Source organism: Streptomyces sp. NPDC058877 (assembly GCF_042742855.1).
In the GTDB taxonomy this organism is placed as follows: Bacteria; Actinomycetota; Actinomycetes; order Streptomycetales; family Streptomycetaceae; genus Streptomyces.
Genome location: NZ_JBHYMF010000056.1, coordinates 1 through 20,864, shown reverse-complemented (window position 1 = coordinate 20,864; position 20,864 = coordinate 1). Strand labels below are relative to the sequence as shown.

At 73.3% G+C, this 20,864-nt stretch carries 15 protein-coding genes; 6 read left to right on the top strand and 9 right to left on the bottom strand.

The genetic code is table 11. The features are described from left to right. Positions 1–40: 40 nt before the first annotated feature. Positions 41–784 carry a helix-turn-helix domain-containing protein gene (locus ACFW2Y_RS15730; RefSeq protein WP_384878525.1) on the bottom strand — a complete coding sequence of 248 codons (744 nt, stop codon included), beginning with the start codon at positions 782–784 and terminating at the stop codon, positions 41–43. A 380-nt stretch (positions 785–1,164) separates the two neighbouring features. On the opposite strand from ACFW2Y_RS15730, the gene ACFW2Y_RS15725 reads away from it, so the two are divergent. Continuing rightward, positions 1,165–2,160 carry a PhzF family phenazine biosynthesis protein gene (locus tag ACFW2Y_RS15725; RefSeq protein WP_384878523.1) on the top strand — a complete coding sequence of 332 codons (996 nt, stop codon included), beginning with the start codon at positions 1,165–1,167 and terminating at the stop codon, positions 2,158–2,160. A gap of 169 nt (positions 2,161–2,329) precedes the next feature. On the opposite strand, the gene ACFW2Y_RS15720 is transcribed toward ACFW2Y_RS15725, so the two are convergent. Next, the gene (locus ACFW2Y_RS15720; RefSeq protein ID WP_384878520.1) at positions 2,330–4,066 is read right to left on the bottom strand and encodes an IucA/IucC family protein; all 1,737 of its coding nucleotides are present in this window, start codon (positions 4,064–4,066) and stop codon (positions 2,330–2,332) included. Positions 4,067–4,166: 100 nt separating this feature from the next. Here ACFW2Y_RS15720 and ACFW2Y_RS15715 point away from each other — a divergent pair, with 100 nt between their 5' ends. The 3 genes from ACFW2Y_RS15715 to pucL all read left to right on the top strand — a co-directional run bounded on the left by ACFW2Y_RS15715 (position 4,167) and on the right by pucL (position 8,226). After that, on the top strand, positions 4,167–5,762 hold the full coding sequence (locus tag ACFW2Y_RS15715; protein ID WP_384878517.1) for an IucA/IucC family protein: 1,596 nt from the start codon (positions 4,167–4,169) through the stop codon (positions 5,760–5,762). A gap of 70 nt (positions 5,763–5,832) precedes the next feature. Continuing rightward, positions 5,833–6,987, top strand: a complete 1,155-nt coding sequence (locus tag ACFW2Y_RS15710) for a winged helix DNA-binding domain-containing protein (RefSeq protein WP_384878514.1) — start codon at positions 5,833–5,835, stop codon at positions 6,985–6,987. Positions 6,988–7,308: 321 nt separating this feature from the next. Beyond that, entirely contained in the window at positions 7,309–8,226 is a 918-nt protein-coding gene (gene pucL, locus ACFW2Y_RS15705; RefSeq protein ID WP_384878512.1) for a factor-independent urate hydroxylase, read from the top strand. A gap of 15 nt (positions 8,227–8,241) precedes the next feature. Here the strand turns inward: pucL and crcB are convergent, their stop codons facing one another. Continuing rightward, positions 8,242–8,598: a fluoride efflux transporter CrcB gene (gene crcB, locus ACFW2Y_RS15700; protein WP_384878509.1), complete on the bottom strand. Its 357-nt coding sequence runs from the start codon at positions 8,596–8,598 to the stop codon at positions 8,242–8,244. Beyond that, positions 8,595–9,011, bottom strand: coding sequence for a fluoride efflux transporter FluC (locus ACFW2Y_RS15695; RefSeq protein ID WP_384878506.1), 417 nt, complete (start codon positions 9,009–9,011; stop codon positions 8,595–8,597). The genes crcB and ACFW2Y_RS15695 overlap by 4 nt, the downstream gene beginning before the upstream one ends. Positions 9,012–9,453: 442 nt before the next feature. Here ACFW2Y_RS15695 and ACFW2Y_RS15690 point away from each other — a divergent pair, with 442 nt between their 5' ends. After that, positions 9,454–10,704: an IS701 family transposase gene (locus ACFW2Y_RS15690; protein ID WP_384878503.1), complete on the top strand. Its 1,251-nt coding sequence runs from the start codon at positions 9,454–9,456 to the stop codon at positions 10,702–10,704. Between the two features lie 187 nt (positions 10,705–10,891). On the opposite strand, the gene ACFW2Y_RS15685 is transcribed toward ACFW2Y_RS15690, so the two are convergent. The 3 genes from ACFW2Y_RS15685 to ACFW2Y_RS15675 form a co-directional block, all read right to left on the bottom strand. Next, the gene (locus ACFW2Y_RS15685; protein WP_384878500.1) at positions 10,892–12,931 is read right to left on the bottom strand and encodes a helix-turn-helix domain-containing protein; all 2,040 of its coding nucleotides are present in this window, start codon (positions 12,929–12,931) and stop codon (positions 10,892–10,894) included. Positions 12,932–13,076: 145 nt separating this feature from the next. Further along, a complete protein-coding gene (locus tag ACFW2Y_RS15680) occupies positions 13,077–14,018 on the bottom strand; it encodes a BTAD domain-containing putative transcriptional regulator (RefSeq protein WP_384878498.1) in 942 nt (313 codons plus the stop codon). 687 nt (positions 14,019–14,705) lie between these two features. Then, the gene (locus ACFW2Y_RS15675; RefSeq protein WP_384878495.1) at positions 14,706–16,301 is read right to left on the bottom strand and encodes a von Willebrand factor type A domain-containing protein; all 1,596 of its coding nucleotides are present in this window, start codon (positions 16,299–16,301) and stop codon (positions 14,706–14,708) included. A 215-nt stretch (positions 16,302–16,516) separates the two neighbouring features. Between ACFW2Y_RS15675 and ACFW2Y_RS15670 the strand changes: the two genes are divergently transcribed. Beyond that, a complete protein-coding gene (locus ACFW2Y_RS15670) occupies positions 16,517–17,236 on the top strand; it encodes a DNA-binding response regulator (protein WP_384878492.1) in 720 nt (239 codons plus the stop codon). A gap of 10 nt (positions 17,237–17,246) precedes the next feature. On the opposite strand, the gene ACFW2Y_RS15665 is transcribed toward ACFW2Y_RS15670, so the two are convergent. After that, positions 17,247–18,125: an ABC transporter permease gene (locus ACFW2Y_RS15665; protein ID WP_384878489.1), complete on the bottom strand. Its 879-nt coding sequence runs from the start codon at positions 18,123–18,125 to the stop codon at positions 17,247–17,249. Further along, entirely contained in the window at positions 18,122–20,818 is a 2,697-nt protein-coding gene (locus tag ACFW2Y_RS15660; RefSeq protein ID WP_384878486.1) for an alpha/beta fold hydrolase, read from the bottom strand. Before ACFW2Y_RS15660 ends, ACFW2Y_RS15665 begins: the two co-directional genes overlap by 4 nt. Between the last annotated feature and the right edge of the window lie 46 nt (positions 20,819–20,864).

Genomic DNA, 20,864 nt, shown 5'->3' with positions numbered 1-20,864 from the left:
ACGCCTTCCGCCGGGAGGGCGCGGTGCCGGTGGAGCGCTCCTACGGACGGTCGGCGGCCGGTGGGGCGGGTGGGACGGATTTCGCGTGGAGAACCTCCCGGGCCTGCTCCGCTGCCCGCACGATGCTTTCGGAGACGAAGTCCAGGAAGCGTGCGATGTTTTCGAGGCGGACGGCGGCCGGGGTGTGGGGGCCGAGGACGTGGACGCCCTGGCGGGCGGTCTCGACGATCTGGTCGGTGGAGCGGACGCTGGCCATCATCGCCTGGTACCAGACGTCGTCGTCGACGACGTAGCGCTCGCGGCGGCGGTCGTCGCGCTCCCGACGGACGAGGCCCTGGCTGTCGAGGAAGGCGATCGATTTGGAGACCGAGGCGGGACTGACCTGGAGCTGCTGGACGAGTTCGGACGCGGTGAGGCTACCGCTGTCGGTGAGGGTGAGGCAGGCCATCACCCGGGCCGTCATCCTGGGCATGCCCGAAGCCATGACGACGTCGGTGAACAGCTCTTCGTACGCGCGGACGGCCTCGGCGTCGCGTCCGTGCGGCTGAGGTGCTTCCCCTGCGCCCCGGGGGCCGGGCTTCCTGCGCCGTTGCGCCCGGTGCTCGGTGGCCCGGTGGGCGAGATCGGCGCGGTAGGCGGTGGGGCCGCCGTTGCGCATGACCTCGCGCGTGACGGTGGAGGTGGGACGGTCGAGGCGCCGGGCGATCTCCGCGTACGCGAGGCCGTCGGCCAAGCCCAGCGCGATCTGCTGTCGTTCGGGCTGGGTGAGCCTGCCTCCCGGCATCGTGACCTCCTTCACGGTCCGTGACGTCCCAGCCTAGCCTCCCGATTCAGCTCATTGCAACGAATGATCCTTCACCCCCTCCAAAGGGAGGGGCCCCTCGGCGAATTGCCGCATCCATTCATCATGTGGAATTTTGAAGCGATGAACGCCCCCACCGAGGGTGCGAGTGCAACACATATTTTCCAAAACAAGAAAAATGATGCACGGTCGGGCGACGGGCAGTTCCCCGACGCTCCGGCATCCCGACCGCACGGCCGGGACCGCCCGTGGCGCCGCGTCCGGACCGGGCCGCACACGGGGTTCCCCGTGAGCGCGCCGCTGGTTGACGGCGGGGGCCAGCGGGGTACGGACGGCGTGTGGCGTTCGATGAAGAAGGAACCGTGACGGTCGTACACGCGTGCGTGCGGGACGGACGGGGCGGCAGTCCGACGGCCGTCCTCGACGACGGGCCGTTCGACGAGGACGCACGTCGGCGGATCCCCGGGGCCATGGGCACCTCGCACGCCGTCTTCGTCTCGCGCCGCGGCGGAAGCGACGACCGCTCCACCACCACCTCGCTCCGGTTCTTCACCTCCGAAGGGGAGTTGCCCTCCTGCGGGCACGGGACGATCGCCGCGCTGGGGTATCTCGCCGCGCGGGCGGGTGGTGATACACACCGGTTCTCCCTCCGGACGGCGGAGCGCACGTTCACCGGCTGGGCCGTGCGCCAAAGAGCGTGCCTCCGGGTCGGATTCGAGGCGGGGGCCGTGGAGCTGCGCGAGCCGACGGGGGACGAGTCGGCGCTCCTCCTCCCCGCCCTCGGAATCGCCCCGGACGGGCCCGGGGCCCCACCGGACCGGCACGGGAACGGCCTCGGCAGGCACACGACCACCCCGCACTCCGCCGGGGCCACCGGGAGCTTCCACCGGACCGGGATGCGGGCCGGGATGCGGGCCGGGACACGGGCCGGGACACGGGCCGGGACACGGGCCGGGATGCGGATCGCCTCCGTCGGACGACCCCGGCTCCTGGTGCCCGTGGCCACTCCGGGTGAACTCGCCTCCCTCGCACCCGACATGGAGCGCCTGCGCACCGCATGCGATCGCCTCGGGCTCCTGGGCTGCTACGCGTACTCCGTGCCGACGTCCTCCGGCCGGGTGGCCGCCCGGATGTTCGCCCCGTCGATCGGCGTGCCCGAGGACGTCGCCAACGCCAACAGCACGTCCTGTCTCGCCGCCCACCTGGCGGGCCGGGGCATCGACCGGATCTCCGTCGACATGGGAGACGGCCTGGGCAACCCCTCCACCATCACCGCCGCCACGCGCCCCGGGGGCGCCGGTGTGCTGGTGGAACTGGGCGGCGCCGTCCTGGTCACCCCTGCCCGGCCGCTGCCGTAGGCCCTCCCGCCTCCTCCGCCCGGCGTTCGCTCCGGGACTCCAGCGGGGCCGACAGCGACCACCGCCGCGCCCCCGGCCGCGGTGGGGGGCCGCTTCCCCCGGGCCCTGGGGTCGGCTCCGTGCACCGCTTCCGGACCGGGGCGGGACGCACCCCGGTCCGGAAGCGGTGCTAGCAATGGCTCTTGCCTCGGTGCGCCGTGTCCGCGAGGGGGTTGGGCAGGGAGGTCCAGGCGTCCTGGTCCACGCCCCGCAAGCGCATCAGGGTGAGGGCCTTCACCTTCAGTTCCGGGGCGAAGAGGGCCGCGCGGTCGGCCCGGTTCTCCGGAGTGGCGGGGAGGTCGTCGTAGGCGCGGCGGGCGGCGGTGGCGACGAGGGACCAGAGCCGGGACTCAGCGGCCCGGTCCCGGTCGGCGAGGGCGGAGACCAGGGCGCCGAGGGCGGTGCCGAAGAGGTGGCCGAACAACATGGTGCGCAGGACATCCGGATCGTCGTTGACGACCCGCCCCCCGACCGGTGAGGCGTCGAAGCCGTACCGGGCGAGACGGCGCGGGCTCAACCGGACGTCGGCGAGGTCGCGGTAGACGAGCCGACGGGGTCGGGCGCCCGGACCCAGCACGACGAGCAGGTTCTGCCCGTGGGCCGCGGTTGCGACCCCGCGGGTCAACAGCCGTGCCAACGGGGGGATCACGAGGTCGCAGAAGGCGGCCAGCCAGTCGGCGGTCGCGTCCGGAGCCCCGGCCGACGCCAGAAGCGTACGGATCAGGGGCGGCCCGTCCCCGGCGGGGCGTGCGGCGAGGGCCGCCACCGGCACCACGGTCTCCCCCGGCCGGAGGCGTGCGGCGGCGGACGGTGACTCGCGGAGCAGGACGGCGAGGTCGGCGCTGGGCTCGCCGTCCACCACGGCGGAGACGGCGGCGAGGTTGCGGGTGATCCGCAGGGGGCTCCCCGAGCCGTTCCGGCCGTGGGGACCGCCTCGTTCCGCCAGGTCGGCCACGACCCGGGCGAGGAGGTGTGAGAGCGGTGCGCTGTTCTCGACGCCGCTCGCCGAGATGTCGCGGATCGCACTGGTCATCCGGGTGGTCAGCGCCGTCTTGAGGTGCGGTCCGCCGTCGAGCGGGGCGAGGGTCCGCAGGCTCATCAGGGGGTGTGCCGGTATCGCGCCGACGATGGCCGGCCGGTGTCCGAGCCCCGGCAGCACGTGCTCGCTCTGCCAGGGGTGCACGGGCAGCAGCAGCCGGTCGCCGTCCCGCAGCCGGTCCGGCCAGGCACCCGCGACACGGCACTGCCGGGTCGGGACCGCGACCAGGTCGAGCCCCACGACGGGGCGGTGCTCGGGTGCGTATGCGAGCTGTTCGGCCACCGAGAGGCCGGGGCGGCTGCGGCAGCACGGGTGGTACGGGTGGCCGTCGACGACGTCCTGCTCGATCTGGGCCGGCGGCCGGGTGCCGTCCCACCGGGCGGGGGCGGCCCGGTTCGCTCCCGCCCGGGACAGGGCCAGGGAGGGGACGCCGTGGTCGAGTTCGGCGACGAGGGCGTCGGCGCCCGGCAGTCCGAGCGCGGCCAGGAGGGCGGCCGGATGGTCGTGGGCGTGGCCGTCGAGCCGTACGGTCGTGTCCTCACCGGGGAGCGGCAGGTCGTGCGGGAGTCGGGGCGGTCCGATGAGGACCCGGCCGTCGGCGAACTCCACCCGGCCGGTGTCCCCGCGGCGCGCCGTCACCCCCGGCAGCGGCTCGTGGAGCAGTGCGCGCCACAGCCGGCCGAGGACCGCCGCCCGGGCCGGTGGTAGCTCCTGGTGGTAGCCGGCGAGGAGGTGGGGGGCCACGGCGGCCAGGTCGGTGGCGAAGGCCGCCTCGGGGGCGCGCAACATCTGATGGGCGCTCTTGGCGCGATCCGGATCGCGGTGCATGAAGCCTCACTACCCTGCGCAGGATGTCCCCATCGGGAGCCGCCCACCGACGGCGCGAACTGCGCGCGGCGGCACGGACGTACCGCGAGGGGGCGCTGTCGTGACGGAAGCCAAGGGCCGGGCGGATGCCCTGTCGGCCACCGCCCTCCTGAACTGTCTGGTCCGGGAAGTGGCCGAGCCCGCTCCGTGCCCGGATGCGGACCATGTCGTCCACCGGCTTCCGGCGACCGGCCGTCTGCTGCGGGTCCGGGCCGGTCGACGGCCCACCGAGCCCTGTGTGCGCACCGACGGCGGGTGGCTCCCGCTGACCTTCGAGGCCCTCGTGGCGCTGGCCTCCGACGAGCTCGGCCGGCGCACCGGCGTCACCAACCGGACCGTCGTCACCGAGATGACCGACAGCAGGGACGTGATCGCGGCGCTCCAGGACGCGCGCACGTCCGCGTGTCCGCCGGACGATCCCTATCTACGGTCCGAACAGGCGCTGCTCGCGGGACACCGGTACCACCCGGCGCCGAAGGCGCGTGGGACGGGGGGCCCCGAAAACTGGCTCCCGTACGCTCCGGAGGCGTACGCCCGCTTCCCCCTGCAGCTCCTCGGCGTTCGGGCCGACGTCCTCGCGGAGGACGGCGATCTGTCCCTCCTCGCCCCGCTCGCCGCGGGCGACGTGCCCGACGGTTACCTACCGCTGCCCATCCACCCGTGGGAGCTGGAACTGCTCGGCGAACTGCCGGCCTTCCGTGACGGGCGGCTGGTGCGGCTCGGTGCCAGTGCCCCGCACCCGGGGCGCGCCGTGCCGACCTCCTCGGTGCGGACGGTGTACCTGCCGGAGGCCGACTTCTTCTGCAAGATGAGCCTGGACGTGCGGATCACCAACGGCAACCGTCGGCTGGAGCTGCGCGACCTGTTGTGGCTGCGGACCATCGGTGACCTCCTCGCGCCGGTCTTCGATTCCCTGCCGTCGGCGGCCTTCCTCGCCGACCGGGGCTACCGCACCGCCGACCTCGGCGGGCAACACGCCTACGAGGGCTTCGCGGTGATCGCGCGCGAAGGGCTGCGGGCCCGTCTCGGCACCGGTGTGACGCCCCTCCTCGCGGCCGGCATCGGCGAGGGCTTTCCGGGCAATCCGCTCGACGGGCTGACCCCGGAGCGGGCCCTCGTCTGGTGGCGGTGCTACCTCGACCAGGTGGTGCCGCCGGTGTTGCACGCCTGGCAGCGGCACGGGCTGGTCCTGGAGTGCCACCTGCAGAACGTCCTGGTCGGCGTGGACGGCACCGGCCTGCCCGTGCAGGCGCTCTTCCGGGACCACGAGGGGGTGCGGCTGGTCGCCGAGCGGCACCTCGGCCTGCTGGACCGGCACGGGCCGCGGGCGCCCGCTCCGGCGCTGGGCGCGGTGCACGGCTGGCAGCGGCTCGCGTACTGCCTGGTGACGAACAACCTCTCCGAGATCGCCGGCGCGGTCACCGACCGCCATCCGGAGCTCGCCGGTGAACTCTGGCCCCTGGCCCGGGCGGTGTTCGCCAGGCACGCGGCGGAGCACGGTTGTTCCGCGGAGGTCGATGCGCTCCTCGACTCACCGCACGTGCCGGCCAAGACGAACCTGTTGTTGCGCTGGCTCGACGTGGACGGGGCCGAGGCCCGCTATGCGCCCGTGCCCAATCCGCTGCGGAGCACGGGGCGGGGGCGCCCTCCGGTGTGAGGCCGTGCGGCGCCCCCCGGCCGCGGTGCCGTGGTGTGCACGCCGGGTCCCGGGGCGGCAGAATCACACCATGGTGATCACCGCACGGGCTCTCAACCGGTCCACTCTGGCACGGCAGTTGCTGCTGGAGCGGGCCCCGATCGACGTCGCGGAAGCGGTGCGACGGGTGGTGGGGCTGCAGGCACAGCACCCCGGCTCGCCCTACGTGGCGCTGTGGAACCGGGTCGCGGACTTCGCCCCGGAGCACCTGGACGGTGCCGTGGAGGGGTTCCGGGTGGTCAGGTCGACGCTGATGCGGATCACCCTGCACCTCGTGCACACCGAGGACTACCGGGCGTTCCGGGAGGGCATGGAACCGACTCTGCGGGGGTCGCGGTTGCACGATCCGCGGTTCACGACGGCCGGTTTCACGGCCGCCGACGCCGACGCGCTGCTGCCCGACCTCCTCGCGTACGCGGGGAGCGCGCGCACCGGGACCGAGCTGCGGGAGCGCCTCGAAGCGGGCCGCGGCGGGCCGGTGGAGTCCGTGGTCTGGCGGATGGTGCGGCAGTACGCGCCGCTGTGGCACGCGCCGACCGGGCCGCCGTGGTCGTTCGGTGCGGCACAGGCCTTCGTGACGGCGGACGAACTGCCGGTGCTCAGAGACCCGGAGGCGTCCGCGGCGGGCCTGACCGTGCTGCTCCGACGCTACCTGGAGGGCTTCGGGCCCGCGTCCGTGCCGGACATGGCGCAGTTCACGACGGTGCCGCGGCGTTTGGTGCGCGGGGCGGTGCAGGCGCTGGAAAGGGAAGGGGAACTGGACCGGTTCGAGGGGGCCGACGGAACGGTGCTGTACGACGTGCGCGGGGCGGTGCGGCCCGACGAGGAGGTGGTGGCGCCGCCCCGGCTGATGGCGATGTGGGACAGCACGTTGCTGGCGTACGCGGACCGCGGCCGGATCCTTCCGGCCGCGTACCGCAAGCAGGTCATCCGGATGAACGGGGACACCTTGCCGACGCTCCTCGTGGACGGATACGTCGCCGGGGTGTGGCGTCCGGTCGACGGCGGGATCGAAGCCTCGGCCTTCCATCCGCTCCCGGCCGGGGTCTGGGAGGCCCTCGCGGCCGAGGCCGAGTCCCTGGGGCGGTTGCTCGCGGCCCGGGATCCGGACGTCTACCGGCGCTTCGGGCACTGGTGGGCCAAGGGTCTCCCGGCGGTCGAGTGCCGGGTGCTGCCGACCCGGTGACACCGCTCCGCGCGGTCGGCCGCCCCCGGGGCGGTCGCGGGTGTCCGTCGCTCGTCCCGCTGCTGCCGTTGGCGGGACCGTCCCGCCGGGGGGGGCGCCCCTCGTGCACGGGGCCCGTGACCGGCCCCCATTGCCAGCCGCGGGAAACGGACCTATCTTCGAGCCGACACCTACGGACCGGGATGCTCGTCAGTCCCGGGGCGGTCCGCCGTTCACGGGCCGGACGGCGGGGAGCGCACCTCCAGGACGACGGGGGGGGCGCGCTGGACGCCGGGCGTACGGGATATCCGTATCCACGTACCCGCAGGAGCTGAGCAGCACATGAGCAAGCACGTCCTCGCGCAGAACCAGTACGGCAAGGCCGAGAACCGCATCGTCAAGATCAACCGTCAGGGCAGCGACGGTTCCTGGCACGAGATCCGCGATCTGAACGTGTCGGTGGCGCTGCGCGGCGAGTACCGCGACGTCCATCTGACCGGCGACAACGCCAACTGCCTGCCGACCGACACCACCAAGAACACGGTCTACGCCTTCGCCAAGGAGCACGGCGTCACCTCCCCCGAGGCCTTCGGCATCCTCCTGGCGAAGCACTTCGTGAACTCGCAGACGGTGATCCGCGAGGCGCAGGTCCGGATCGAGGAGTACGCCTGGGAACGGATCTCGGTGCCGAAGCGCAAGGAGCAGCACTCCTTCGTGCGCAAGGGGCAGGAGGTCCGCACGGCACAGATCACCTACTCGGAGAACACCGGTCTGCAGGTCCTCTCGGGTCTCAAGGAACTGACGGTGATGAACTCGACGAACTCCGAGTTCCACGGCTTCCTCAAGGACCGGTACACCACGCTCCGGGAGGCGTACGACCGGATCCTGGCCACCGAGGTGACCGCCCGCTGGGCGAACTCGGCTGCTGCGGCGACGGATGCGGGCCACGACTGGGACGCCTCGTACGCGAAGGTGCGGCGCCACATGCTGGAGGCGTTCGCGGAGACGTACAGCTACTCGCTGCAGCAGACCCTGCACGCCATGGCGGACCGGGTCCTGGACCACGTCTCCACGGTCAACGAGGTCCGGCTCAACCTGCCGAACAAGCACCACTTCCTGGTGGATCTGGAGCCGTTCGGGATGAAGAACGACAACGAGGTGTACTTCGCGGCGGACCGGATGTACGGCCTGATCGAGGGCACCGTCCACCGCGACGGGGTGCAGCCGGTGATCGCGACCAGCGACTGGATCACCGCCTGAGGCGTCCGAACCGGGTCAGCCGAGCCCGGCCGCCGCTTCGACCCCGAGCCACACGGCTCCGAGGCCGGCGGTCAGGCTCCCGGCCGCGTTCAGCGCCGCATAGCCCTTCGCTCCGTCCTCGTAGAGCCGGAAGGTCTCGTAGGAGAAGGTGGAGTACGTGGTCAGGGCTCCGCACAGGCCGGTGCCGAGCAGCAGGTGCAGGCGGGCCGAGGCGACCCCGGTGAGGAGTCCGAGGGCGAACGAGCCCAGGACGTTGACGGCGAAGGTGCCCCAGGGGAAGACCGAGTCGTGGCGCGCCCGGACGGCGCGGTCGGTGAGGTAGCGCAGGGGCGCGCCGACGGCGCCCCCGACGAGGACGAACAGCCAGGTCACGCGCGCACCACCCGGCCCCGGGCGACGGCCCGGGTGAGGCTGACGCCCGCCCAGACGGCGGCGAGGGCGGTGAGCAGGGTCCCTCCCAGGTAGAGCAGGCCTCGGGCCGGGTCGCCCGCGGCCAGCAGCCGTTGGGCGTCGAGGCCGGCCGTCGAGAAGGTGGTGAACCCGCCGCAGACTCCGGTGCCGAGGAAGGGCCGGAGCAACGGGTGCGGTGCGGTGGTGGTTTCGGTGAGCAGCACCATCAGGGCGCCGAGCAGTGCGCAGCCGGCCGCGTTGACCACGAGGACCGTCCAGGGGAAGGCCCCGTCCGGGGTCGGCCAGGCGAGGGTGGCGCCGTGGCGTGCGACCGCGCCGAGGGCGCCGCCGGCGGCGACCGCGCCGACGACCGGCAGATCCTTGCGCAGCGCCATGCGCCCAAGACTACGAGACGGGTGGGCGGGCACCGCGCGGGCCCGTGCGGAAGCGAGGCGCACGGGCGCGTGTCCCGGCCTGGGGCATTAACCGGGTCCGGCCCGTGCAGCCTCGCTCTGCGATGGTCCGGCCACGCCGTGCGACGGGTCAAAGCGGGGGCGGAGAGTCTGTCAGATCCCCCCTCGGGGTATCGCCGGGCTCCGGACGGGAGCGGCCCGAGGGCTGATGCGCCTCCGGTCCGGGGAGTTTCCCGGCATCGTGGCAATGACCGGAAGCAGGGCTTCGATGACGGCTCTGACCTGCAGAAACCGGCGGGTAGGTGGTCCGGCCACCATCTGGCGGCCGATTCGGGTGCCGGGTACACCTCGCCCCTGCAAGGGGGGCGGCGCGAGGCTGGCGGAGCAGCGGGAGGGAGCTGCGCAACCTTCGGGCAGGAGTGTCGTGAGTACATCCGTCGCAACCAAGCGCAGGACCGTCACCAGGTCGGTTCCACAGGCCGCGGCGCTGGGCGCCGCCAGGTCGTCCGGCGGCGCGGGGACTTCGCGCGAGGCCGTCTACGCCGAGCTGTGTGCCGCGTTGTTCTCCGGCTTCTCCCGCCGCGACCAGCGCCTGAAGGCCGAGCAGTACCTGCACGGCCTGCTGACCGCGCAGGGCCGGAAGTCGATCCGCAACATCGCCGCGCAGATCGGCGGGCCCGCGGCCGAGCAGAGCCTGCACCACTTCGTCTCCAGCTCCACCTGGGACTGGCAGCCGATGCGGGCCGCGCTCGCCCAGTACCTGGAGCGGAACGGCTGCCCGCAGGCCTGGGTGGTCCGACCGATGCCGATCCCGAAGGCCGGCGAACACTCCGTGGGGGTGGACCGGCGCTTCGACCCGGAGCGCGGCCAGGTCTTCCACGGGCAGCAGGCGTTCGGGGTGTGGTTCGCGAGCGACGAGTTGAGCGTGCCGGTGAACTGGCGGCTCTTCCTGCCGGACCCCTGGGTGAACGACCGCACCCGGCGTGACCGCGCGGAGGTCCCCCAGGAGGCCGGCGAGGAGACCCTGGAGGAGTGCGCGGTGGCGGCGGCCCTCGACACGGCACGCTGGCCCGAGGTCACCCGCAAGCCGGTGCTGCTCGACATCCGGGGCGGTGCGGGGCGGGCGGCCTTGACGCGGCTCGCCGGGGCCGGGGTGCCGGTGGTGGCCCGGATCGGTGCGGGGGCGCGGCTCGCGATCGCCGATCGCGCGCTGCCCGGCTTCGGTGCGGGCCCGATGTCGGCGGTACAGATACTGGAGTCGCTCAAGGGGCTGCGCAGGCCGGTGAGCTGGGTGGACACGGTGGCCGGGGTGCAGACCTCGCGGACCTCGCTCGCGACGGCCGTCCGGGTGGCGCTGCCCGTGCCGGGCGGGGAGCGGATGCGGCCCCTGGTGCTGGTCGGCGAGTGGGACGACCCGCGGCGGACGCCCGCCCGGGTGTGGATCAGCGACCTGACGAACTCTCCGGTCGGCTCCCTGGTGCGGATCACCAAGCTGGGGCGTCGGGTGGAGCGGGACTTCGCCGAGGTCGGCGAAGAAGCGGGGCTGAGGGACTTCGTGGGCCGTTCGTTCCGCGGCTGGCACCGACACATCACGCTGGCCTCGGCGGCCCACGCGGCGACGATCATGGCGGGCGGCTGGGACGCCGGGTACGAAGCACGGCGCTCGGCGAGCTGAGGGCCGTCCCCCGGCCCGCGGTGGCCGGCGCGTCGGATGCGGGGCACCGCACGGCGGACGGGCGTCCTCGTACCCGGTTCGCCCGGGTGGTTCGACCGCTCGGCAGGGCGCCGTGGCCAGCCTGGTGCGCCCGTCGGGGAACGCAGGACGGCCCTGACGTTCGGGGTGCCGGGGGGCATCCCGAAGGTCAGGCCGTGCGTTCCGGTGGACCCGACTGACGCGCCGGGTCCGACGTCACGCGGCCCCGGGCCAGGACCTCGCGGGTGCGTTGGAGGCGCAGCGCCAGCTGGACCTCCAGTACCTGGCCGGGTTTCTGCCACGCGGGGCCGAGGAGTTCGCCGATGCGCTCCAGTCGGCGGGAGACGGTGTTGGGGTGGACGTGGAGCGCCTCGGCGGCGTTGGTGGGGCTGCCGCCGGAGGCGAAGTACGCCTCCAGGGTGTGGGTGAGGTCGGTGAACCGCTCGGCGTCGTAGTCCAGGACGGGACCGATCGCCGCATCGACGAAGCCGTCGACGTCGTTGTCGTCGGAGAGCAACAGTCCCAGGAATCCGAGGTCCTGCATCGAAGCGGCCGAGCCGGTGCCGCCGAGCGCGCTCATCGCGTCCAGGCATCGTCCGGCCTCCTGGTGCATCCGTCCGACGCCGTCCGGGCTCTGGGCGGGCCCGGCGCCGGCCACGGAAACGGGGTGTCCGAGCAGCGGGGACAGTTCGGCGGCGACCGCCTTGGCGGCGGCCGAGGCGTCGATGCCGGGAAGCAGAAGCACGATGCAGCCGCCCTGCACGGTCTTCAGGCCGGAGAGGCGGTACGCGTAGGAGGACGCCCACACCACCGCCCGGCCCTGTTCGCCGCCTTCCGGCCGGGCGAGCACGAGGACGTGCGGTCGGCGCAGGTCGACACCGAGCCGGCGGGCCCGCTGGGCGATCTGCTGCGGGGCGTGCGGGGGGTCGGCGATGAGGTCGTCGAGGAGCTCGTCGCGGACGGGGCCTTCGGCGACGGCGGTGGAGCGGCGCATCAGGAGGAGGAAGGCGACGGACTGGGCGGCGAGTTCGAGGAGGCGTTCGTCCTCGCCGGTGAGTCCGCCGGCGGCGTGGACGACGAGGACGCCGAGGTCTTCGGAGCCCGCGATGACCGGTGCGACCCAGGTGACGTCGTCGGCGAGGACGGGGCGGCGGTGTGCGTGGGCGTCGAGGGAGGCCTTGGCGACGGCCTCCTCGTCGAGGCTGGGGGTGTCTCCTGCAGCGGCGAGGCACCGTCCGCCGGGGTCGCGGATCAGCACGGTCGCGTCGAGGGCGTCGGCCGCCGCCTTGGCCACGTTGCGCAGGTCGCCACCGGCGAGGACCAGGTTCATGATGCGGCCGTGGGCCTCGCTGACGTGCCGCATCCGGGTGAGTCGGGAGCGTGCTCGGGCTCCGTCCCGTTCCAGTTCGGAGACTTCGGCACGGGTGCGGTCGAGGAGGCCGGCCTTCTCGACGGCGAGCGAGGCGAGGTCGGCGAGCGCGGCGAGGAGCGCGATCTCCTCGGCGGTGTGGTGGCGGACGCGCCGGTCCCCGCCGTGGAGGGCTCCGATGACGGTGTCGCCGCTGCGCAGCGGCACGGCCACGATCGCGTGGAGCCCCTCGGCCCGCAGGGCGGACTCGGCGGACTCGTCGAAGGCCGGGGCGTGGACGCCGGCGTCCAGGGAGCCGGAGGGGGCGAAGCGTTCGTCGGCGAGGTAGTCGGCGGTCCAGACGGGCTCGCCGTGCAGCTGGACCGCACCGCCGAGTCCGTACCCCTCGGCGATCCGGAGCCCCGGGGCGAGGTGCGGGCCGTCGCCCCGGCCGGTTCCGGTCGTGGCGCGGGAGCCTTCGGTGGTGTGGACGTAGCAGGCGCCGTGCGGGCCGCGGAGGGTGACGTAGGCGAGGTCGAGGCCGAGGAGTCGCCGGGCGCGGCGGGTGATGACGCGCAGCAGGCCGTCGAGGTCGTAGGAGAGGGTGAGGTCGCGGGCGGTGTCGGCAAGGGCGGCGAGGCCGGCCTCGCGGCGCTTGTCGTGGGCGCGTCCGGCATCGATCGTGCCGGCCAGTTCCACGGCCCGCTCCAGGCGGTGGAGTTCGCCGTCGCCGAGTCCGCTGCGACGGGCCTCGTCGACGAGGGCCTCGAAGCGGGCGGGGGGCGCCTGCCGGGCGAGGAGTTCGAGGACGGTGAGCAGCGCGTCGGCGCCATCAGCTCCGTCCGCGCCGTGCAAGGTCATGGCCCCTACCCCCGTAGTCAAGCGAAATCGGGCACCTCGGAGGAAACCCGTACTGCTCGCCGAAAATAATTCGGCTTCGGGAGTCGGTCAACGGTGACGTGCCGCACTTCGTTCCCCATGGCTGACCTGCCACTCCGTCAGCAGGTCAGCCGACGGATCCGGCCGGGACGAGACGGTCGCGCGCGGAGGCGTACGGCGCGGGGACGTAGGGGGTCGGAGCGTATTGCGCGGGGACGGACGGGGCGGGGGCATACGGGGCGGGGGTGCGGCCGCCGTACGGAAGGCGACCCGTGGTGTCCCGCACGGCGATGACCGAGCGGTGGAGCCGACGGAGTCGCGCCGAGGGTTCCATGCCGCTCTGGTCCTTGAGGGCGACGCGCAGCCGTTCGTACACGGCGAGGGCTTGATCGGGCTGTCCGCAGCGCAGCAGGGCGACCATGAGGTGGGCGTGGAGGGGCTCGTTGGTGCGGTACCGGGAGACGAGGCCGGTCAGTTCGGAGATGAGTTCGGCGTGCCGACCGAGGCCCAACTGCGCTTCCATCCACTGGTCCAGCACGCTCAGCCGGGAGGTTTCGAGGCGCTCGATCTCCCTGCGGAGCCGGGGGCCGGCGGCCACGCCCGCGTAGGGGTCACCGCGCCACAGGGCGAGCGCCTCACCGAGGCGGAGCGCGGCCCGGGACAGGTCGCCGGCCTCCATGGCCCGGTAGCCGGCTCCGGCGGCGCGCTCGAACTGCCAGACGTCATGGACGCCTCCGCCCGTGTCGAGCCGGTAGCCGCCGGGCTGGGAGACGAGGATCGCCTCGGCGCTGGGCCGGTCCGCCCAACCCTGGCGGAGCTCCGCCGGATCGGCGCTGCGCAGGGCGCCCGCGATGAGGGTCCGCAGCTCCGCTATGTGCGCCTGGAGTTCGGCCCGGGCGCCGCGCGGTGCGCCGGACGGCCACAGCTCCTCGGTCAGGACCGTCACCGGGACGAGTTGGTCGGCGCTGGCCGTGAGCAGGGCGAGCAACTGCCGGGGCGCGGCTGCCGTCGGGGTGATCGACACCCCGTTCTCCCGTACCGACAGTCCCCCCAGGATCCGGACGTCCACCTTGCCCCCTCAGTGCCTGTGCGGTGTCTGCGCGCGGGATGACCCTCGTTGATTAGAAAAGACCCCCGTAGCCATGTCAATAAGAAACCGGAGGGTACGGAATCACAGCCCGGGATATCGGGGTGATCCACCCTCTTTGTCCCGTTTTAAAGGAGTCGACTTCCCGTCAGTGGCGCAGATCATACGCATACCGAAAGACTGTTTCAGGACTCGGGGGTACGCTTTCACGGGGTCCTTGCGGATGCCGGAAGGACTTGCAGTCGTCACTTCACGCCAAAAACAGCCAGTGGAGTATGTTTCTCCGGATTACTCCGGGCGGGGCCCTCGGGGGCTCCGGGGCGCCGTGAACGCCGCGAGGGGCGAGGGAGAAGGGGACCCGGGGGCGCGCACACCACGGATCCGGCGACGGCGCTCGTCGCACACGACTCGAACCGCCGCCGGCCCGTCGGGCGGGCGTGCACCGGCGCCGGGGCCGTGACGCACCCGGGCTCCGCGGGGCGGCGGGCACGGGGAGGGTGCCGCTCGGGAAGGTGGGCGGAAATCCGGCGCAGGAAGGCAACGCGGGCGCCGGGGCAGGAGCCGGCGCGGGAGCCGGCGAGGGTGGGGCTGGTGCTCATGACGACGGGGCGAGCAGCAGGGCGGCTCCGCGCCCGCCGTCCTGCTGCTCCCCGATGTCGTCAGCCGTCGTCAGCTGTACGGGTCGCCCGACCGCAGCTCCCCCTCCCCGGAGGGGTCCTCGGGCTCCTGGGGACCGCGCAGGGCGGAAGCCTGCCGCATGGATTCGGCCAGCTCGCGGACGACGGCCGAACCCGACCGCGCGGCGATCCCCTCGGCGCTGCGGACGAGCGCCGGAAGCCCCGGATGGCCCGGCAGGTCTCCGCCGCGCAGGGCCTCGGCGAAGTAGGCGGCGATCGCGGTCAACTGCAGGCTGTCGTGGCCGCCGCCCCAGACGTCACCGGTCAACGCGGCCGTCCCCACCGTGCCGGAGCGCTCGTGCGGGGCACGGGTGGCCGGATCGAGCCAGCGGACCGTGGCCGTGGCGACCGGCCCCGCCGCTCCCGGCCTGGTCTTGACGGCGTAGAGCGCCGTGACGGTGTGTCCGGCCCCGACCTCACCGCCGTCCACCCGGTCGTTCCGGAAGTCCTCGTCGGCGACCGCGCGGTTCTCGTACCCGACGAGCCGGAACTTCTCCACGGTCCCCCGGTCGAAGGCGACCTGCGCCTTGGCGTCGCGGGCCCGCAGTTCGACGTGGCTGGGCAGCTGGTCGACGAAGACCTTCCGGGCCTGCGCCGAGGTGGCGACGTACGTCGTCTGCCCGTCCCCCCGGTCGGCGAGCCGCTCCATGAACGCGTCGCCGAATTCGCTGCCCACTCCGACGCCGAAGAGGGTGATGCCGTACTGCCGGCGCTCCTCCTCGATGCGGGCGAGGATGGTCTCGGCCTCCGTGGCCCCGGTGTTGGCGAGCGCGTCGGAGAGCAGCACCACCCGGTTGGTGGCGCCCCGACGGTGACCGGCGACGGCGACGTCGTAGCCGGTACGGACACCTGCCTCCACGTTCGTGGAGGCACTCGTCCCGAGGGCGGAGACCACCTCGTGGATCCGGTCGCGGGCGCCTCCGACGCGGGTCATGGGCAGCCGGGTCTCGGCCTCGGTGCTGAAGGTCACGAGCGCGATCGAGTCGTCGTCGCGGAGCTGGTCGGCGAGCAGCCCGAGCGACTCCTTGACCAGGTCGAGCCGCCCGGGCTCGTCCATCGAGCCGGACACGTCGACGACGAAGGTGAGCGCGGCGGGCGGACGTTCGGCGTTCCGGTCGGCCCCCCGGGTGGCGAGCCCGACCCGGACCAGGGACCACCCGTCCCGACCGGTGCGGGCCCCGTCGAGGGTCACGCTGAAGCCGTTGTCCTCCGGGCGCGGGTAGTCGGGGCGGAAGCTGTTGATGAACTCCTCCGGCCGCACGCTCGCCGGCGCGGGAAGCCGTCCTTCGGCGAGCGTGCGCCGGGCGTAGCCGTAGGAAGCGGTGTCCACGTCGAGCGCGAAGGTGGACAGGTAATCGGGAGCGGGGGCCGGAGAACGCTGCTCGCCCTCCCGGGGCTGCACGGCGTCGTCCCGTGCGCCGTCCGGGGCGACGGGCGCGTTTCCGCCCCCCTCCGCGAACCCCCGGTCGCCGCCGCCCCCGTCTCCGTCCGCGCCGCAGCCGGCGAGCGCCAGGCCGGCGGCGAGCAGGACCGCGACCGCAGCGCGGGACCCGCGCCCTCCGCCCGCCCGTGGATTTCGGTGTGCCATGTCATCTCCCCCTACTGATGAGGCTCTTGTGAAGATGACGGACGGACGGCGCACGAGGAGCCACCGGAGGCGTTGCGAATGCGTCTCGATGCGGCAACGGCGACAGGGGTGGACCTTGATGGCATGGATTCGCCATCCTTCTCAACAGGGCTTGTCACCGTGCGCAGTCACATGCGTACATGGAGTGGACGTCGATCGGGCGGGGGTGGTCAACGGTGGCAGAGAGCGCGGGCTCCGTGATGCTCGCCCGTTCGGCAATGAACCGGGCCGCGGCCGAAGGGCAGCGTGCCATCGGCCGGCCGGTCCGGGGTGCACGGCGGATCAGTGCCGCACTGGCCGGACTGGCAGCCTCCACCCGGCACGAGTTACTCACCTTCGACGACCCGGTCACTTCCGCGGGCTGCGCGATCCCCGAGCCGTTCCTGCAATTGGCAGGAGCGTGCATGCGGGCCGCGGCGGAACGGGCCGACGAGGTCAGGCGCATCGTGCCGCGGCACGCACTGCCCCATCTGCTGGGAGGGCTCCGGCCCCCCGGGCGGGCCCGCCTCATGGAGGCCATTCCGTTCAAGATGATCCTCGTCGACCGGACGGTGGCCGCGATCCCGCTCGATCTGGAACTGCTGTACAACGGGCTGCTGCTGATCCGCGACCCGGTGGTCGTACAGGCCCTCGTCCGCGCCCATCACGTCTGCTGGACGGCGGCCGAGGAGCTGATGTGCGCGCCGCCGCCGGCGCCACCCCCACAGGACCTGCCGGCGCAGTTGCGCCCGGTGCTGGATGCCCTTCTGTCGGGGGTGACGGACGAGACCGCAGCGGCCAGGCTCGGCATGTCCGCCCGGACGTACAGCCGCAGGGTGGGCGACCTGATGGCCGCCCTCGGTACGACCAGCCGCTTCCGTGCGGGCGCGGAAGCGGCACGACGGGGGTGGGTATGACCGGAAGTCGCTAGGACACGATGTCCTTGCGGGCGAAGCCGCGGAAGGCGAGTGCGAAGAGGACCAGGGCGTAGGTCACGGAGATCGCCGTTCCCCTCACCATGCCGCCCCACTCAAGTTGGGGTTGGAGCGCGTCGATCCAGGCGAACTGCCAGTGTGCGGGAAGGAACTGACGCCAGTCACCGAGGGCCGTGACGGCATCCAGCACATTGCCGACGATCGTCAGGCCGACGGCCCCGCCGACCGCCCCGAGCGGGGCATCGGTGCGGGTGGACAGCCAGAAGGCGAGTCCCGCGGTGACGAGTTGGGAGGCGAAGACGAAGGCAACGGCGATCGCGATCCGGAGCAGGGCGTCTCCTGCGGGCACCGATCCACCGGTCGGCAGCCGGAGCGGCCCCCAGCCGTAGGCGACGGTGCCCGCGGCCAGGGCGACCAGCGGGAGGAGAACCATGGCCGCCGCGCTGTAGCCGAGCGCCACGACCAGTTTGGACACCAGCAACCGGGAGCGTGGCACGGGCGCGGCGAGCAGGTACCTCAGCGAGGACCAGCTCGCCTCGGAAGCAACCGTGTCCCCGCAGAACAGCGCCACCGGAATGACGAGGAGGAAGCCGGCCGAGACGAAGAGACAGGTGGCCGCGAAGTTGGCGCCGGAAGCCGTCGCCGTGTCGATCAGGGTGATGCGGCCGTTGCGGTTGCCGTCCCCCGAACCGCCGATCGCGAAGGCCGCGATCAGCACGAACGGCAGGGCGGCGAGGATGCCGCCCATGACGAGGGTGCGGCGGCGCTTCCACTGCCGAAGGGCTTCGACGCGCAGGGGCAGGGTGCGTCCGGGGCGGTAGCCGGAGGCGGACGCCTCGGGCGGGGCCGGGCGGGTGGTCGGCGCGCTCATGCGGCTCCTCCGATCAGGGTCAGGAACGCGTCCTCCAGACGCCGGTGCGGGCCCACCCCGGTCAGCGGCACGTCCAGGCGGACGAGTTCCCCGATGAGGGCGGTCGCGTCGGAGCCGTCGAGGCGGACCAGGAGTCCGCCGTCGGCGCGGGCGACGGAGCCGACGCCCGGCAGGGCACCGACCTTCTCGACCAGGGCGTCGGGGACGGGCTCCCCGAGCGTGACGAGCAGGGCGGAACCGGAGCCGGTGATCTCGGCGACCGGCCCGGCCTGTACGAGCTGGCCCCGGTCCATGACGACCAGGTGGGTGCAGGACTGTTCCACTTCGGCCAGCAAGTGGCTGGAGACGATGACGGTACGGCCACCGGCCGCGTACCGGATCATCACCTCCCGCATCTCGCGGATCTGCGGCGGGTCAAGCCCGTTGGTCGGCTCGTCGAGGATCAGCAGGTCCGGCAGTCCGAGCATGGCCTGGGCCAGGGCGAGGCGCTGGCGCATGCCCTGCGAGTAGGTGCGCACGGCGCGTTCGAGGGCGCTCCCCAGGTTCGCGATCCGCAGGGCCTCGTCGACGTGGGCGTCCTCGGCGGGACGGCCGGTGGCCTTCCAGTACAGGTCCAGGTTCTCCCGGCCCGACAGGTGCGGCAGGAAACCGGCGCCTTCCACGAAGGCGCCGACGCGGGAGAGCACCGGGGCACCCGGACCGATGGCCTGGCCGAAGACCCGGATCTCGCCCTCGTCGGGGGTGATGAGTCCCATCAGCATGCGCAGGGTGGTGGTTTTGCCCGCGCCGTTCGGCCCGAGAAGCCCGAGGACCTGCCCCTGTTCGACGCGGAAGGAGAGGTCCCGGACGCTGTACCGCTCGCCGCCCCGGTACTTCTTGGAGAGTCCGGTGATCTGGAGCGGCACGGAGGAGAGTGTGGGGTCGGGCGCGGGGACGGTGGTCCTGCGTCGGGCGGTGAGCAGCAGGGCGGCGGCCCCGGCGAGGGCCAGCAGCGGCAGTCCCCACACCCACCGGGGAAGGCTGGTGGCCTGGGCGGCGAGACCGGGCGCGGTGGGCACGGCCAGCGGGCCCTCGACGGCGACGGTGTAACCGGCGGGGACCGTCGGGGAGGCGTAGCCGAGGTCGGTGGCGGCGATCACGAGCCGCAGCCGGTGTCCGGTCTCGACCTCGTGGTCGATCGCGGGGAGGGTCAGGGTGAGGCTGCGTCCGGCCGTGGCGTTCTCGACCCGCACCGGGGCGACCAGTTGGGCGGGCAGCACCTGCTGGCGACCGTCGGGCCCCACGTCGTAGAGCTTGCCGAAGAGCACTGCGGAGCCGTCGGCGGCGGTGGAGGTGACCTTGACGCGGACGGTCGGGGTGCCGGTGATCCGCAGGGGTGCGGCCTGCGGATCGGCGTCGAACCGGGCGTGCTGGCCCGGGAAGTCGAGGGAGAGGCCGACGCCGAGGGAGGAGAGGCCGGAGAAGCCGCCGCCGAGCCCGGGAACGGCCGAGACGGCGGGTGGTGCGGCGCCCGGCGGGTTGGTGAAGGTCTGTGGTGGTCCGGCGAGGAGGGCGGTGACGGTGTGGGAGGCGAGCCCCGGGTAGTGGTCGGCGGTCGCGGCGCGCAGCGTGGCCCGCCCGTCGGTGGAGTCGACGCCGCCGGTACGGCTGACGCGGAAGGCGGGGCCCGTGTCGACGGTGGCCTCGCGCTTCAGCCAGCGGTCGAACCAGTTCGTGATGCGGCGCTCGACGCGCTCGGTCTCCCGGTCGCCGCCGTCGTGGCCGCCGGCGATCCAGTCGACGGCGACGGGGGCGCCGTTGGCCGTGAGGGTGCGGGCCATGGCGTCGGACTGGGCCAGGGTGAAGAGGGAGTCGGACTGGCCTTGTACGAGGAGCGCGGGCGCTTTGATGCGGGTGCCGACGGCGGAGGGGCTGCGGGCTTCGAGGACGGCGCGGGCCGCCGGATCGGGCTTTCCGGCGACGGCGACGCGCTGGTAGAGGGCACACAGTTCGGCGGTGAACCGGCCGCAGGCGGCCGGCCGGGCGGCTCCGGGCCGCTCCCCGTCGGTCCGGCCCTCCGGCACCCGGGCTCCGGATGTCTGGTTTCCGGGAGCCTGGTTTCCGGCGGAGAAGAAGATGCCGGCCCAGAGCTTCTTGAAGACGCCGTTCGGGAAGAGGGCGTCGGCGAGGTTCCAGTAGGTGATCTGGGGGGCGATCGCGTCGACGCGCGGATCGTTTCCGGCCGCCAGCAGGGAGATCGCGCCGCCGTAGGACGCGCCGGTGATGCCGACGCGCGGGTCTCCGGGCCCGTCGAGGAGCACCTCGGGGCGTCCCGCGAGCCAGTCGACCAGCTTCCGGACGTCCTTGACCTCGTGGTCGGGGTCGTTGAGGCCGATCTCGCCGGTGGAGGCGCCGAAGCCGCGGGCGGACCAGGTGAGCACGGCGTAGCCGTTGCGGGCGAGGTCCTCCGCCTGGGCGCGGACGTCGTCCTTGGAGCCGCCGAAGCCGTGGCCGAGCAGGACGGCGGGGCGCCGGCCGGTGGAGTCATCGGTGAAGTACGAGGTGTCGATGCGCACCCCGTTGATGTCGAGGGCCCGGTCCGCGCGGCGCACGGGCGGCGCTTCGTCCGTGGCGACGGCGGTCCAGGTGCCGGCGCCCGCGAGGACGGCGAGCGCGGCGGTGACCGCGGCCCACCGGGGAAGTCGGAGTCGCATGGTGTCGAGCGTAGGGGGTGGCCGGTGGGTCGGGCCGGATCAGGGG